This is a genomic window from Acidilutibacter cellobiosedens (assembly GCF_004103715.1).
Classification (GTDB): Bacteria; Bacillota; Clostridia; order Tissierellales; family Acidilutibacteraceae; genus Acidilutibacter; species Acidilutibacter cellobiosedens.
Genome location: NZ_CP035282.1, coordinates 3,045,888 through 3,060,000 on the forward strand (window position 1 = coordinate 3,045,888; position 14,113 = coordinate 3,060,000).

Genomic DNA, 14,113 nt, shown 5'->3' on the forward strand with positions numbered 1-14,113 from the left:
CCTCCTATTCTATTTATATAGTCCGATGCTGAATAAATAAGCAATAATTACCGATATAGGTCCAGTAATCAGTCTGGAAAATAATATAGCTGGAACACCTATTTCCACTGTTTCCGGTTCTGCATCACCTAAGCTAAGCCCTACTGGGATAAAATCACAACCTACCTGGGGATCTATAGCAAATAACGCAGGAAGTGCATATTGGGGAGGTATATTGCCTTTACCTATTTCCACACCTACAAGTACCCCTACTATTTGTGCTATAACAGCTCCAGGACCAAGCAATGGAGAAAGTATGGGAATTGCTGCTATAAGGGATATAACTAATAATCCGCCTAAGCTTCCGGAGAAGGGAGCTACAAATTTAGCAATAATATCTCCTATACCGCTTTTCAATATGATCCCAACAAGCATAGAAACAAAAGCCATAAAGGGAAGTATATTTTTAATTACAGAATCTATCGATTCTTTCCCCGCTGAATAAAATATTCCGACTACTTTTCCTGTCCCTTTTCCTATTCTTTCAATTATATTGCCCTTTTTTGCGTATACCTCTTTTTCTATAGCCACAGTATCAGTACTGCCCTGATTATTGTGTTCACGAGTTTCTTCTTCCAATTCTTCCGTTAAAACTATATCCTTTAACCCCACCCCAGATACGTAAACATCTTCTCTTATATATTTAGCTAAAGGTCCCGATTGCCCTACAGGTACTAAATTAACCGTCAGGATATTTTTTTTCGGATATACACCACATCTTGCAGTACCTCCACAATCTATAACAACCACTGCAATTTCTTCATCAGGCACAGATGTTTTAAACCCATCTACCGTTACTCCTCCGGTTAAATCCGCTATTCTTTGTGCCACATCGGAAATTCCCCCACCAGTAACAGATACTATCTTGTCCTTTCCGGACTTTGGAGAAATAATTAAAGGACCTCCCCAACCTCCCGGGCCTTTCTCTATTTTTACGCTTTTATATTCCATAATATTTCCCTCCTATTTATACCTGTTTTTTGCTCAACATCTTGTTAGTAATAAACTCTGTAGTAATTCCGCGAATAAATATAACAATGAGTCCTACTACAAAATACCTTATAGCAAGGTCTCCCTGGGAATAACCTAATTTCTGTATTCCCTGCGCTATTCCCAGATAGACAAACAATTCCGCGGAGTTAGCATGAGGAAACAGCCCTGTTATAGGATGTACAAAAGATACTGCCGCGTCATAAAAAGCTGGTTTATACTTTTCCTTTAAAAATTTTCCAAAAGTATAACACATGGGATTGGTCAAAAAGAACACGGATATAAACGGAAGTATAATATACCTTGAAAATACATTCTTTGTGGCCTTTTGAGCAACTCTTTGAACCTTATCCTCCCCTATGATTTTTATCAACGCATTTACGAATGTTATCAATACAATAAGAGTCGGAAGTATTCCTGTTATTAACCCAACAAGATTTTCTCCGCCTGCCTGAAATAAAGATATAAATCCTTCAGCTATCTTTGCAAGAGTTTTCATTTACATATTCCCCCTTTATTTTTAAATTAATAATTAAAATCTACCCTCCTTTCGCCTATAATTAATAAACTTTTTATATTTAATCAAACGCTTTTTTCAATGCCATAGCTGTCTTTTTATCTTTTAAAGAAGGTAATTCTTTTTTTATCTCGTCAATGGATTTATTTATGAATTCTTCCTTTACTTTGAATCTGTCAAATACTGTTATTCCCCTCATCTCCTGAGCATTCACCACTTTATTGTCTTTATCCACGGCTAATATAACAATTATTCCCTGAGATATTCTTCCTTTTTGTTGGCCGATTAGTAATTTCCCTTCTTTTTTCATAGTTCCCACTACTTTTTTAAAATTTCTTATCTGAAAATAAGAGAGAATTCCCTGCAATATCCACATAGAAAATATAAATATTATAACCTTTGTTAAATCGCTCATTATTTCACCCCTATCAAAATGCATATGATAAATCAAGAACTGCTTCCGCCGTTTTGCTGTCAACAATTAGAACATCTACATATCCTCCTGCTATAGAAGCCAAAATTGCCTTTTTCTTCTCTATATATCCTGCCACTCCTATCTTTAAAGGAACTTTTTTTAATGACTCTAAGCTGATTCCTATAATTCTTTTATTCAGTTCAAATTTGTCTCCGCTTCCGTATTTATCAATAAACATGGAACAAATATCGGCAGTAGCTCCTTGTCTTTCTAAATCTTCAATATCATCTAATGTAAAATATCCGCTTTCGATCAATGTAGAGGTATTTAATAGAGGAAAACCTATTCCCATTAAAGCAATATCTGCTTTTTTCATTAATTCAAAAAATGCCTGTATATTTTTATCATGAATAAAGATTTCCTTTCTATCTTCATTGTCAACTATGGAAGGAGCATACAACATTCTACTTTCTCCCTTGAATTTTTTAGAGAGTTCAAGAGCTATACTGTTTGAATGAATTTCTATATTTGTTTCACCAACTCCCCCGACCAAAGGAATAAATGTAACTTTATTTCTCCTGTCATTTTTCACATATTCAGGAATCTTACTTAAAGTTGTTCCCCAAGTCACTCCTATTATTTGGTCATCTTTAATTACCCGTTTTAAGTATTCTGCTGCCGCCCTTGCCAGCTCTCTCTTTATCTCTTCCGGCTCATTAGTCATACTGTCAACTATGATTACCTCTTTCAATTTAAACTTTCTTTCCATCTGTTTTTCCAAATCAATATACTGATTTTTAATAGGATTAACTACGGAAATTTTCACTATATTCTCATTCCTTGCGGATGATAATATTCTTGAAACAGAAGATTTAGAAATTTGCAATTTTTCTGCTATTTCTCCTTGATTTAATCCTTCATCATAATACATCTGCGCACATTTAACCATAAGTCTAATATCATAATTATTTTTACTCATACCAACCATCCTTGAATTTTTTTTCAATATATTAAATTATTTTCATAATTTACTTATAAAATATCAACAATTTTTTATGTTGTCAAGTTATGTTTATTTTTTCACTATTTAATTATATGATATACACAATAAATTCAATAAAAAAATTTTTAAAAAACTTTTATAAGTAAATAAAAATCAATTTATTGATTGAAATTTAACAATTTAAAATAAGGCTAAAAAATCAAGAGGCTATTCGCCTCTCCAATATTTTTTAATTACATATTCCACTCCATCTTCTCTATTGGAAAGAGTTATATAATCAGCCTCTTTCTTTACTGATTCCAATGCATTACCCATAGCCACTCCAAGACCGGCAAACTTAATCATAGAAATATCATTTTCTCCGTCACCGATTGCCATTATATCTTTTCTGTCTATATTAAGCTTTTCGCTTATTACTTGTATAGCCTTCCCTTTGCTTACTTCAGGATTCCAAATTTCTAAAAAATAAGGAAGAGAAAATCCAAATGATAGCTTTGAGCCAAATATTTTTTCCATTTTATCTTTAAATGATGCCAATACTTTATTATCATCACATAAAAGCAGCTTCCCTATTCTGTCCCAATAATTATTATCATCTATAAATTTATATATGTTATCTACTTTATTAAGTCCTGATGCAGTATATGAGTCAAAAATGTTATATCCCTCTTTCTTTTTACTGTCCACATATATCTTATTTTTGATGAATACAAAGGTACAGATATCCCCTTCTTGACAATTTTTTATTATATTTTCTGCTATTTTAGAATCAAGTTTTTTCTCATAAATTATATTTTCCCCTGTCCAGTCTGAAATAATTCCTCCATTAAATCCTATAACAAAATCCTTTATCCCCAACTCATGATTAAACGGTAATATAGAATTAGGTTCTCTTCCTGAAGCTAATATAATTCTTGCTCCCTCTTCATTTAATTCATGTATAATCTTTTTATTCTTTTCAGATATTTTATGTTTGGGGTTGAGAAGTGTTCCGTCTAAATCTAAAGTTAATATTTTAAACATTTTTTCCTCCTTAATCTAAGGCTGCATTTTCGCCAGCAATATATCCTGAAGCCCAAGCCCATTGAAGGTTAAAGCCTCCACAGTCTCCGTCAATATCTATCAATTCTCCCGAAAAATACAGCCCTTTGATTATCTTCGACTCTAAAGTCTTCGAGTTTATTTCATCTGTGGAGACTCCTCCGGCTGTTATCTGACAGCTTGGGAAAGATTTGCTCCCTATAATTTTCATTTCCCAATTCATAAGAATATTAACTATCTTCTCCAATTCCATTTTGGTAATATTTCCTGCTGATTTTCTTCTGTCAATTTCGGTTTTTTTAAGCATTATTCCTATAAGCCTCTTATTTATAAGTCCAATAAGGCTTTCTTCCATTGTTCTTTTGGGCTTATAACTAAATCTTTTTTTCAGATATTCTCTTAATTCCTCTTTTGTCCTATCATTAATAATCGAAATAATAACAACCGGATTTTGCCCCATATTAATCAGTTCCAAAGCTTCTCTCGATATCTGTAGAACAGGAGGACCTGATATACCATAATTGGTAAAAAGTATATCTCCTCTTTCTTCTCTAAGTATACATCCATGATTGGCAAGTTTAATGTTACCTATAATCTTGACTCCGTCTGCCTCTTTTAATAATCTTTCCTCTGTCTTTAATTGTACCAAGCCCGGAAATATATTTGTGATTTTATGTCCCAAGGATCTGCTTAGTTCATATCCATTGCCATCCGAACCTGACGAAGGCATAGATTTTCCTCCTGTAGCCAATATTATTTTATCAGTTCTGAGACTTGTTCCCTTTTCCGATCTGACTATAAACCCGTTTTCAATTTTTTTAACACTTTTTACATAAAAATCGCATATTGTCTCTACTTTCAACTCCTCCAATTCCATTCTTAAAACATCTAACACACTGGAACTTTGAAGAGACATAGGAAATACTTTTCCCCCCTCTTCCACTGTAGGAGTTATGCCTAATTTTTCAAAAAAATCTATAGTTTTATCTGCGCCAAACTGAGACAAAATATATCTTGCAAATTCAGGATTCTCTCCATGATAATTTTTAATATCTATATCCATATTAGTATAATTACATCTTCCGTTTCCCGTCGCAAGTATCTTTTTACCGACTCTGGGGTTTCTTTCAAGTATTGTAACTAATGCTCCCTTTCTTTTGGCAGCAATAGCTGCAATCATTCCCGAAGCTCCTCCTCCTATAACTATTATTTTTTTTGACATAATAAAAACTCCTTTTTACATAATCAATGATTATTATACCAAAAAATTATTATCAAATGAATCATTCTTTTAAAAATATTAAATATAATTTGTCTAAACTAAAAATAAGGGAGATAGTACATATTTTCTATGTGTTCTACCTCCCGAAATAGTGTTATTATTTAAATTTTACGGTACACCAAACTTTTTTCGTATTATTTCAAACATCCGTTTAATAAACAACCCTGTTAAAGATAGGTATGCATTGGATAAGTTAAATACTGTAAATTATCAATTTTCTCGGCTGTTACATATCCCGGTTTTGCATTAATTATTGTTGGAATTCTATTAACAATAGTTGCACAAGTATGAGCAACTGTATCCGGTTTTTCCACCGAAAATACCACATTAGGTTCCCCTATAATCTTCCAATCGCACATATCTCCATCGGATTTACGATATACTTTCCCAATACATTGAAGTTCCAAATCAACTCCCTGATGAGTATGAATAGTTGAAACTGAAGACATTCCGATAGCATATCCGGCAGGAATTGTTTTCCCTAATGTTTCAGAATAAATATCTTCATCAAGGGTAAAAGGAACACTTTTTTGAGAAATGGATTTAATTGTCCAGTTCATCTTTGAACAAATTGCTTCCCCTGCATTCCACATGTAAGAAGGCAGACTTTCTGCACGGGTAATTTCTTTTTCAAATTTAGCCAGATCATATCCGACACCATGGGCTTCTGCCAGAGCCAAGCCATAATCTTCAACATTATAACTTACAGCTCCTTCAATTTTTTTAATTTTATTTACTCCGGCAGCAACAAGACAGGGAAGATTAATCCAATATATATCCTGCATGCCTGTTCCTGTAATTGTTATATTGTTTTCCTTAGCTAATCGGTCAAGACGATTTGTTTCCGAAGGAGATGTATTCCATGGATATATTGCTTCTTCGCATGTTGTCACAACATTTACGCCATGTTCGGCACATTTTTCAAAAAATTGGAATATATCTTTCATATAACTGGAAATTGTGACAACCGCAATATCCGCATCACAAGATTCAAAGACTTCATCAGCATTGTCTGAAATTATAACTCCCGTTTTAAATCCAAGATTTGCAAAATCACCAATATCCTGTCCGGCATTACTTCTGCCGATTGCCCCTACAACTTCAGCTCCGTGATCATATAAGTATCTTATGATTACTTTAGCCATTTTACCGCATCCATACTGTATTACCCGTATTTTTTCTTTTCCCATACCAATTTTCCTCCTCATTTGATATAATATTCACAAAAGATTATTTACAATTTTATTATAATGTCTCTGGTAACTGGAGAGTCAAGGAGGATTATAAATGTTTTCCAAATTATTAAAAATAGGTGAGCTTGCCCATCTTAATCATATCTCTGTCGGAACTTTACGACACTATGATGAAATCGGTTTATTAAAACCTGAATATGTTGACCCTGAAACAAATTATCGATATTATTCTATCGAACAATCTGCACTTATAGATATAATACAATTTTTAAAAAACTTTGATTTTTCCCTCGACAAAATTGATTCACTATTAAATAGCAGCAATATTGATTTATTATATAAAGAAATTTGCAGTCAGAAACTTATATTGACGGAATATAAAGATGAAATCGACAGGAAGATTAGCCTTATCCAGCAATTTAAAGAATCTATTGATACATATGTGCAGAATAAAAATAAAAATGAGCTTGAAATTCTTAAATTTAATCAACGTAGGATTTATACATATTCCATATCCAAAAATATTTATGAAATGACAGTAGACGAATACGAATACTATTTGAGAGAATTCAAAATACATTTAGCAAAAGCAAAAATTCCTTTAGCTTATTTCAATAGGGTTGGATCCATTATGGATAAAAATTATTTTATAAATAAGCAATTTTTTTCCAACGAACTCTTTATATTTTTACCAACATCACAGAATATTAATTTAAAGACAAAAAATATTCCTGCAGGAAATTATGCTACATATTTTTGCAATTCATTTGAAGAGGAACTTCCTGCATTAAATACCCTATATGATTTAATTAAATCAAAAAATCTTACTGTAACCGGAGACTATATTTGCGAAGTAGTTTATGAAATTCCAAACAAATCAAAAAACAATAGAAAAATGTTTATACGCCTTCAGATACCTGTAAGTTTATAAAATAAAAGACATGAAATTAATATTAATTTCATGTCTTTTATTTTATAAACTTCTGAATATCTCTTCATCTTCTAAATTTTCTTGTTTCAATCCCTCATCTATCTGTGCAATAATATCCTCTTTATCTTTCATGAGGGTCCCTCTTAGGGAAACATAATTTGAAGCATGATTGCTTCTAAATATGCAATTATTTACATAAAGATTTTCTACAAAGATCCTATTTTCATGAAGTACTTCTTTAGGTTTTAACAATATAAATTTACCCTTATTTACATCTTCATATAACTCAGTCCCATCTTCTACCAACAAAGTTAAAAGTCCTATATAGTTGGGCTGAATTTCATTTATTACTTTTGCAGATTCGACAGCATGCTCAACAGAATATTCTTTTCCGCCTATTCCAGATATGAGAGTTACTGAAAGCTTTATATCGGATTTAACTATTTTTCTCCCCGCTTCAATTAATTCCCGAGAATTAACTCCTTTTTTAATCTTCTCGAGTATCATATCACTCCCCGTTTCTACTCCCATATATACCATATCAAGCCCTAAGCTATGAAATTCTCTTAATTCTTCATCCTTTTTTATAAGAATGGAGTTAGGAGAACCATATATTGAAACTCTCTTACATTCGGGAAATATTATCCTTATAGCATTTAATAATTCAACAAGGTATTCTCTTTTAGCTATAAGAGCATCTCCATCGGCTAAAAATATTTTTTCAACTTTTCTATAATATTTTCTTGACTCTTTCAGATCTTCCAATACATCTTCCAATTTTCTTATTCTGAATTTTTTATCTTTGTACATCGAACAAAATGTACATTTATTATGAGAACATCCTATAGTAACTTGTATTATTAAACTGTAAGCTTCACTGGGAGGTCTGTATACTATTCCTTCATAATCCATTGATTTCCTTCCTTTTTAATTACATTTGGAGTATCCGCAATTCATACAAATTACACATCCGCTTTCATGGGCGATTTTACTTCCACATTCAGGGCAAATAAACTTCTTATTTTCATTAGACGGCTTTTCTTCTTTTGATTCTTTTATATTATCAGTGTCAGAACCTTTAGTCTTCCCACATGCGTTTAACGTCCTTTCGAGAGCCTTTCCTATGGCATCGGGGCAAGACAAAACTTTTATATTATTATTCATGGCTTTCTGTCTCAAAGTAGAATGGCATCTTATTCCCTTAAGCTGTTCAATTATTTCTTTCGGGTCTATTCCCGATCTTAAGGCAATGGAAACCAATCTGCTGGTAGCTTCGCTTTGGCTGGGACAGCCTCCTGCCCTTCCGACATTAGTAAACACCTCACATATGCCATTTTTATCATAATTAACCGTTATATAAAGATTTCCGCAACCAACCCTAACTTTTTCCGTCATTCCCTGAGTAGTTTCAGGCCTCATTCTGGGTTTAATATTATTAGATGAAATACTATTACCTGTAGTTAATACCTGATTATCTCTGCTTCCGTCTCTATATATGGTTACCCCTTTACAGCCTAATTTATAGGCAAGGTTATAAACTTCCTCAACGTCTTTTTCAGTTGCATCATTCTTAAAGTTTACCGTTTTAGAAACCGCATTGTCAACGTGCTTTTGAAATGCCGCCTGCATCTTAATATGCCAAAAAGGTGATATATCATGAGCCGTCACAAATACTTTTTTAACATCTTCCGGTATCTCGGAAATATGTGCTAAAGAACCTTCTTCCGCAATTTTTTTCATGAGTTCTTCAGAATAGAATCCTCTTTCTTTTGCTATCTGTTTGAAATAAGGATGAACCTCCAAAAGTTTATCTTTATCCATAACATTTCTTACAAAGGATATGGCAAACAATGGTTCAATACCACTGCTGACACCAGCTATGATGCTTATTGTTCCTGTAGGAGCAATTGTAGTCGTTGTAGCATTTCTCATTTTAATATTTTTATCTTTATATATACTTAAGTCATAAGCAGGAAATGTTCCTCTTTTTTCTGCTAATTCCATTGATTTCTTTTTAGATTTTTCATCAATATATTTCATTAATTTGTCTGCAAGATCTACGGCCTTTTGAGAATTATAAGGTACATTCAAATAAAACAACAAATCTGCAAAACCCATTATCCCCAAGCCTATCTTTCTCGTTTTCTTCGTCATTTCATCTATTTCTGTCAAAGGATATTTATTCATATCTATCACATTATCTAAAAAATGTACTGCAATATCTACTGTTTCTCCAAGTTTTTCATAGTCAATTTCATAATTGTCTCCAACTTTTTTTATCATTGCAGCCAAATTAATAGATCCAAGGTTACATGATTCAAATGGAAGAAGAGGTTGTTCTCCGCATGGATTTGTGCTTTCTATTTCCCCAAGTTTACGAACAGGATTAGATTCATTTATCCTATCTAAAAATATTATCCCCGGTTCTCCTGTACTCCAAGCCATTGAAACTATATATTTAAATACTTCTCTTGCGTTTAACTTCTTTACAGATTTACGAGTATGAGGATCTATAAGATCATAATCCTCTCCCTTTTCTACTGCTCTCATAAATTTTTCAGTAATTCCTACACTTATATTAAAATTGGTTATTTCTCTCGTATCACTTTTACATTGAATAAATTCCATGATATCAGGATGATCTACCCTTAATATTCCCATGTTTGCACCTCTTCTGGTGCCTCCCTGTTTTACCGCCTCTGTAGCAGCATTAAAGACTTTCATAAAGCTTACAGGTCCTGAGGCTACTCCTCCTGTAGATCTGACTGTCGAGCCTTTCGCTCTTAATCTCGAAAAACTGAATCCGGTTCCTCCTCCGCTTTTATGTATCAATGCGGCATTTTTTATAGAACTAAATATTCCCTCCATGGAATCTTCTACCGGAAGAACAAAGCAAGCGGAAAGCTGCCCCAATTCTTTGCCTGCATTCATAAGAGTAGGAGAATTAGGTATGAATTTAAGACTGCTCATTACCTCATAAAACTCATCCCTTATTTTTTCTATTTCCTCGCCATCATATAACTTATCAGCCGAAGCAACAAAATCTGCAACTCTCCTAAACATCTCATGAGGAGTCTCCATTAAATTTCCGTTTTCATCTTTTAACAAATATCTTCTTTCTAATACTCTGATAGCGTTTTTTGATAATTCCATTTATGCACCTCTATTCTACTATATTTAGTGGATTATATATTTATATGCACTACTTATTGTATCACTCTTTCGATTATCCGTAAAAGATATTATTTCTTTAATTCATACTTAATTCGTTAATATATGATGATTAAAACGATTTTCTTAATTGTAACAAGCATTTAATTATTTTCTCTTAAGTAAGCACTTTTAGTATAATTATTTGATGCGTTCCAAAAAATCCATTCCTCTATATTATTATCGTAACAGGCTTTTTTCTGTTTATTAATTTCGTCTGGGCCATAGGTCCTATAATTTGTTCCATATTCTTTTTTCAGCCAAGGAGCGGAAAAATCTTGAAGCCAGGGCCTAATAATACTCTTTCTTTCACTTTTCATATTTTTTATTCTGTTCTGTGCAGTCTCCAGACTCCTATTTACAATGGCGTAAGGCTGAGAATTGGGATACTTAATTCCATAGGTTCCTAAATAATAATGGGAAGGATAAACCATGGGACATAATATGTCTACGCTATTTGCTAAAATTTCTAAACTTTGTCCTAATCCCATATCTCCCGAAGATGTCGTTACCAGTCCAAATATGTCTGCAGATACATACACTCCGAGAGGTTCTAATCTTTGTCTGGCATATTGAAGAAATTCTCCTATAACCTGCGCCATATTTCTACCCTCTGTTCCTTTGCCATAATCGATATTTTTAACATTTCCATCCGAAGGAAATCTCACGTAATCAAACTGAACCTCTTTAAATCCCATTAATGCAACCTTTTCTGCAATTTCAACAGGATATTCCCAAGACTCTTTATTATAGGGATTAAGCCAAGCATCGCCTTTATTATCCAACCATACCTTTCCATTTTTAGATTTTATGGATAAATCAGGTCTTTTCAAAGCCATTAGTCTATCTTTAAATGTAACTATTCTGGCAATAGGATAAATATTATTTTTTCTCAATATATCCATAAATTCATTCAAATCTTTTACTTTTATATTTTCACATGCCCCAACCTCCTGAGCAAGTTTTATGTCCAAATCAAAAGTCAATTCTCCCGTATCATCTTTGACATCAATAACTACCGCATTTACTTCCGTCTCATTAATAAATTTTATTAGTTTATTAAATTTCTCTTTAAATCCGGCTGTATTCCCTGTAATATAAATTCCCTTCACTTTTATTTTATCTTTATATGATGCCCAATTAGTTTGGGGTTGAAAAAAATAATCTTTTTTCTTTGTATATGTATAAGACATCTTTTCATTTTTTTCGGAATTGCTACGTCCTTTCCCGATTAAAATGCATATTAATATTAATATAATTACAAGAATTATCTTTTGATAATCTTTCACTTCTACACCTCATTATATAAGTTCTGATTTTATTAATACCCTTAACATTTTAATATATTTAATATTTTCTTTCAAATTTTCAAACTTTTCTGCATATATAGTACAATTCTCTATACACCTTATATAATAATAAAACAAAAGCCCTACTTCGATAACCTTTATACGAAATAGAGCTTCTTTATCTGGCAACGTCCTACTCTCCCAGAGCGTTTCCACTCAAGTACCATCAGCACTGAAAGGCTTAACTTCTGTGTTCGGTATGGTTACAGGTGTTTCCCTCTCGTCTTTGTCACCAAATACTTTTTCCTTTTCCTTTCCCTTTTCCCTGAAAACTTTGAAGAAGAATCTTTAGGTCAAGCCCTCGACTTATTAGTTTCTCTCAGCTTAAAGTATTACTACTCTTCCACCTGAGACCTATCTACCAGTTCGTCTTTCTGGTGTCTTACCTCCTTTGCGGAGTGGGAAATCTCTTCTTGAGGTCTGCTTCGTGCTTAGATGCCTTCAGCTCTTATCTTTCCCAGACTTAGCTTCTCAGCTCTGCCTCTGGCGAGACAACTGATTCACCATCGGTCTGTCCATCCCGGTCCTCTCGTACTAAGGACAGCTCCTCTCAAATTTCCTGCGCCTGCGACGGATAGGGACCGAACTGTCTCACGACGTTCTGAACCCAGCTCGCGTGCCTCTTTAATGGGCGAACAGCCCAACCCTTGGAACCTATTTCAGCCCCAGGATGAGACGAGCCGACATCGAGGTGCCAAACCTCCCCGTCGATGTGAACTCTTGGGGGAGATAAGCCTGTTATCCCCAGGGTAGCTTTTATCCGTTGAGCGATGGCCTTTCCACTCGGTGCCACCGGATCACTAAGTCCAAGTTTCCTTCCTGCTCCACCTGTATGTGTCGCAGTTAAGCTCCCTTCTGCCTTTACACTCTTCGTACGATTTCCAACCGTACTGAGGGAACCTTTGAGCACCTCCGTTACTCTTTGGGAGGTGACCGCCCCAGTCAAACTGCCCAACTGACAGTGTCCCTGTACTGGCTTCACAGTACTTGGTTAGAATTTCAATATCATAAGAGTGGTATCCCACTTTTGACTCCATAAATGCTGGCGCACTTACTTCTCTGCCTCCCACCTATTCTGTACATATGATATCAAAATCCAATGTCAGCCTACAGTTAAGCTCCATGGGGTCTTTCCGTCCTGTCGCAGGTAACACGCATCTTCACGTGTACTACAATTTCACCGGATCCCTTGTTGAGACAGTGCCCAAGTCGTTACACCTTTCGTGCGGGTCGGAACTTACCCGACAAGGAATTTCGCTACCTTAGGACCGTTATAGTTACGGCCGCCGTTTACTGGGGCTTAAGTTCTAAGCTTCGTATTTCTACTGACTCTTCCCCTTAACCTTCCAGCACCGGGCAGGTGTCAGCCCCTATACTTCGTCTTTCGACTTCGCAGAGACCTGTGTTTTTGGTAAACAGTCGCTTGGGCCCTTTCACTGCGGCCGGATTATTTCCCAGCCGTTTGGCCTTCTCTTCTTCCGGCACCCCTTCTCCCGAAGTTACGGGGCTATTTTGCCGAGTTCCTTAACAAGGGTTCTTCCGTGCGTCTTAGGATTCTCTCCTCGCCTACCTGTGTCGGTTTCCGGTACGGGCAATCATATACTCGATAGTGCCTTTTCTTGGCAGTTTGGATTCGGATGCTTCGCTACTTCTTTTTTCGCTCCCCATCACCTCTCATAACTCTTTCACGGTTTTCCCTATGAAAGCTTACTTCAGGCTTAGACACACTTTTCCATCTGTGTGCTCATCTTATCCTCCTGCGTCAGCACCTCTCTCTAACGCATATTCTTGGTACAGGATTCTCAACCTGTTGTCCATCGCCTACGCCTTTCGGCCTCGGCTTAGGTCCCGACTTACCCTGAGCGGACGAGCCTTCCTCAGGAACCCTTAGGCTTTCGACGGGCAAGTTTCTCACTTGCCTTTTCGCTACTCATGCCAGCATTCTCTCTTCTGTTTCGTCCACTACTCCTTTCGGTATAGCTTCTTCCTCACAGATTGCTCCTCTACCGATATTTCTATCCCACAGCTTCGGTGTCAGGTTTAGCCCCGGAAATCTTCGGCGCAACGTCACTTGACCAGTGAGCTATTACGCACTCTTTAAATGTATGGCTGCTTCTAAGCCAACATCCTGGTTGTCTCCGTA

12 protein-coding genes and 2 rRNA genes (1 of these 14 running past the window's edge) are annotated in these 14,113 nt (G+C 35.0%); 1 reads left to right on the forward strand and 13 read right to left on the reverse strand.

Annotated elements, in window-relative coordinates:
• Window positions 1–9: 9 nt before the first annotated feature.
• From srlE to EQM13_RS14710, 7 genes are all read right to left on the reverse strand, one after another.
• Entirely contained in the window at window positions 10–990 is a 981-nt protein-coding gene (gene srlE, locus EQM13_RS14680; RefSeq protein WP_128753077.1) for a PTS glucitol/sorbitol transporter subunit IIB, read from the reverse strand.
• Window positions 991–1,006: 16 nt separating this feature from the next.
• Window positions 1,007–1,528, reverse strand: coding sequence for a PTS glucitol/sorbitol transporter subunit IIC (srlA, locus tag EQM13_RS14685; protein ID WP_128753078.1), 522 nt, complete (start codon window positions 1,526–1,528; stop codon window positions 1,007–1,009).
• Between the two features lie 79 nt (window positions 1,529–1,607).
• Complete coding sequence (locus EQM13_RS14690) at window positions 1,608–1,961, reverse strand: transcriptional regulator GutM (protein ID WP_161567266.1); 354 nt, start codon at window positions 1,959–1,961, stop codon at window positions 1,608–1,610.
• A 13-nt stretch (window positions 1,962–1,974) separates the two neighbouring features.
• On the reverse strand, window positions 1,975–2,940 hold the full coding sequence (locus EQM13_RS14695) for a sugar-binding transcriptional regulator (RefSeq protein WP_161567267.1): 966 nt from the start codon (window positions 2,938–2,940) through the stop codon (window positions 1,975–1,977).
• 231 nt (window positions 2,941–3,171) lie between these two features.
• A complete protein-coding gene (locus tag EQM13_RS14700) occupies window positions 3,172–3,987 on the reverse strand; it encodes a Cof-type HAD-IIB family hydrolase (RefSeq protein ID WP_128753081.1) in 816 nt (271 codons plus the stop codon).
• 10 nt (window positions 3,988–3,997) lie between these two features.
• Window positions 3,998–5,227 (reverse strand): BaiN/RdsA family NAD(P)/FAD-dependent oxidoreductase, encoded by a 1,230-nt coding sequence (locus EQM13_RS14705; RefSeq protein ID WP_128753082.1) that lies wholly within the window; start codon window positions 5,225–5,227, stop codon window positions 3,998–4,000.
• 227 nt (window positions 5,228–5,454) lie between these two features.
• Window positions 5,455–6,477, reverse strand: a complete 1,023-nt coding sequence (locus EQM13_RS14710) for an NAD(P)H-dependent amine dehydrogenase family protein (RefSeq protein WP_071140142.1) — start codon at window positions 6,475–6,477, stop codon at window positions 5,455–5,457.
• 97 nt (window positions 6,478–6,574) lie between these two features.
• Here EQM13_RS14710 and EQM13_RS14715 point away from each other — a divergent pair, with 97 nt between their 5' ends.
• Complete coding sequence (locus EQM13_RS14715) at window positions 6,575–7,411, forward strand: MerR family transcriptional regulator (protein WP_071140141.1); 837 nt, start codon at window positions 6,575–6,577, stop codon at window positions 7,409–7,411.
• Window positions 7,412–7,453: 42 nt separating this feature from the next.
• Here EQM13_RS14715 and EQM13_RS14720 read toward each other — a convergent pair whose 3' ends face one another.
• The 6 genes from EQM13_RS14720 to EQM13_RS14740 all read right to left on the reverse strand — a co-directional run.
• Window positions 7,454–8,323 carry a radical SAM protein gene (locus EQM13_RS14720; RefSeq protein ID WP_128753083.1) on the reverse strand — a complete coding sequence of 290 codons (870 nt, stop codon included), beginning with the start codon at window positions 8,321–8,323 and terminating at the stop codon, window positions 7,454–7,456.
• A gap of 15 nt (window positions 8,324–8,338) precedes the next feature.
• Complete coding sequence (locus EQM13_RS14725) at window positions 8,339–10,564, reverse strand: vitamin B12-dependent ribonucleotide reductase (protein WP_071140139.1); 2,226 nt, start codon at window positions 10,562–10,564, stop codon at window positions 8,339–8,341.
• Between the two features lie 161 nt (window positions 10,565–10,725).
• Window positions 10,726–11,910, reverse strand: coding sequence for a putative glycoside hydrolase (locus EQM13_RS14730; RefSeq protein ID WP_071140138.1), 1,185 nt, complete (start codon window positions 11,908–11,910; stop codon window positions 10,726–10,728).
• A 12-nt stretch (window positions 11,911–11,922) separates the two neighbouring features.
• Window positions 11,923–12,099 carry a hypothetical protein gene (locus tag EQM13_RS18305; protein WP_161567268.1) on the reverse strand — a complete coding sequence of 59 codons (177 nt, stop codon included), beginning with the start codon at window positions 12,097–12,099 and terminating at the stop codon, window positions 11,923–11,925.
• Window positions 12,091–12,207, reverse strand: a 5S ribosomal RNA gene (gene rrf, locus EQM13_RS14735). Before rrf ends, EQM13_RS18305 begins: the two co-directional genes overlap by 9 nt.
• Before the next feature lie 52 nt (window positions 12,208–12,259).
• Window positions 12,260–14,113: ribosomal RNA gene (locus EQM13_RS14740) — 23S ribosomal RNA — on the reverse strand (it continues 1,078 nt past the right edge of the window).

What these genes read in the sequence shown, in the direction of transcription:
- srlE (WP_128753077.1), bottom strand. Translation starts at nt 990, where the DNA reads ATGGAATATAAAAGCGTAAAAATAGAGAAAGGCCCGGGAGGTTGGGGA.
- srlA (WP_128753078.1), bottom strand. Translation starts at nt 1,528, where the DNA reads ATGAAAACTCTTGCAAAGATAGCTGAAGGATTTATATCTTTATTTCAG.
- EQM13_RS14690 (WP_161567266.1), bottom strand. Translation starts at nt 1,961, where the DNA reads ATGAGCGATTTAACAAAGGTTATAATATTTATATTTTCTATGTGGATA.
- EQM13_RS14695 (WP_161567267.1), bottom strand. Translation starts at nt 2,940, where the DNA reads ATGAGTAAAAATAATTATGATATTAGACTTATGGTTAAATGTGCGCAG.
- EQM13_RS14700 (WP_128753081.1), bottom strand. Translation starts at nt 3,987, where the DNA reads ATGTTTAAAATATTAACTTTAGATTTAGACGGAACACTTCTCAACCCC.
- EQM13_RS14705 (WP_128753082.1), bottom strand. Translation starts at nt 5,227, where the DNA reads ATGTCAAAAAAAATAATAGTTATAGGAGGAGGAGCTTCGGGAATGATT.
- EQM13_RS14710 (WP_071140142.1), bottom strand. Translation starts at nt 6,477, where the DNA reads ATGGGAAAAGAAAAAATACGGGTAATACAGTATGGATGCGGTAAAATG.
- EQM13_RS14715 (WP_071140141.1), top strand. Translation starts at nt 6,575, where the DNA reads ATGTTTTCCAAATTATTAAAAATAGGTGAGCTTGCCCATCTTAATCAT.
- EQM13_RS14720 (WP_128753083.1), bottom strand. Translation starts at nt 8,323, where the DNA reads ATGGATTATGAAGGAATAGTATACAGACCTCCCAGTGAAGCTTACAGT.
- EQM13_RS14725 (WP_071140139.1), bottom strand. Translation starts at nt 10,564, where the DNA reads ATGGAATTATCAAAAAACGCTATCAGAGTATTAGAAAGAAGATATTTG.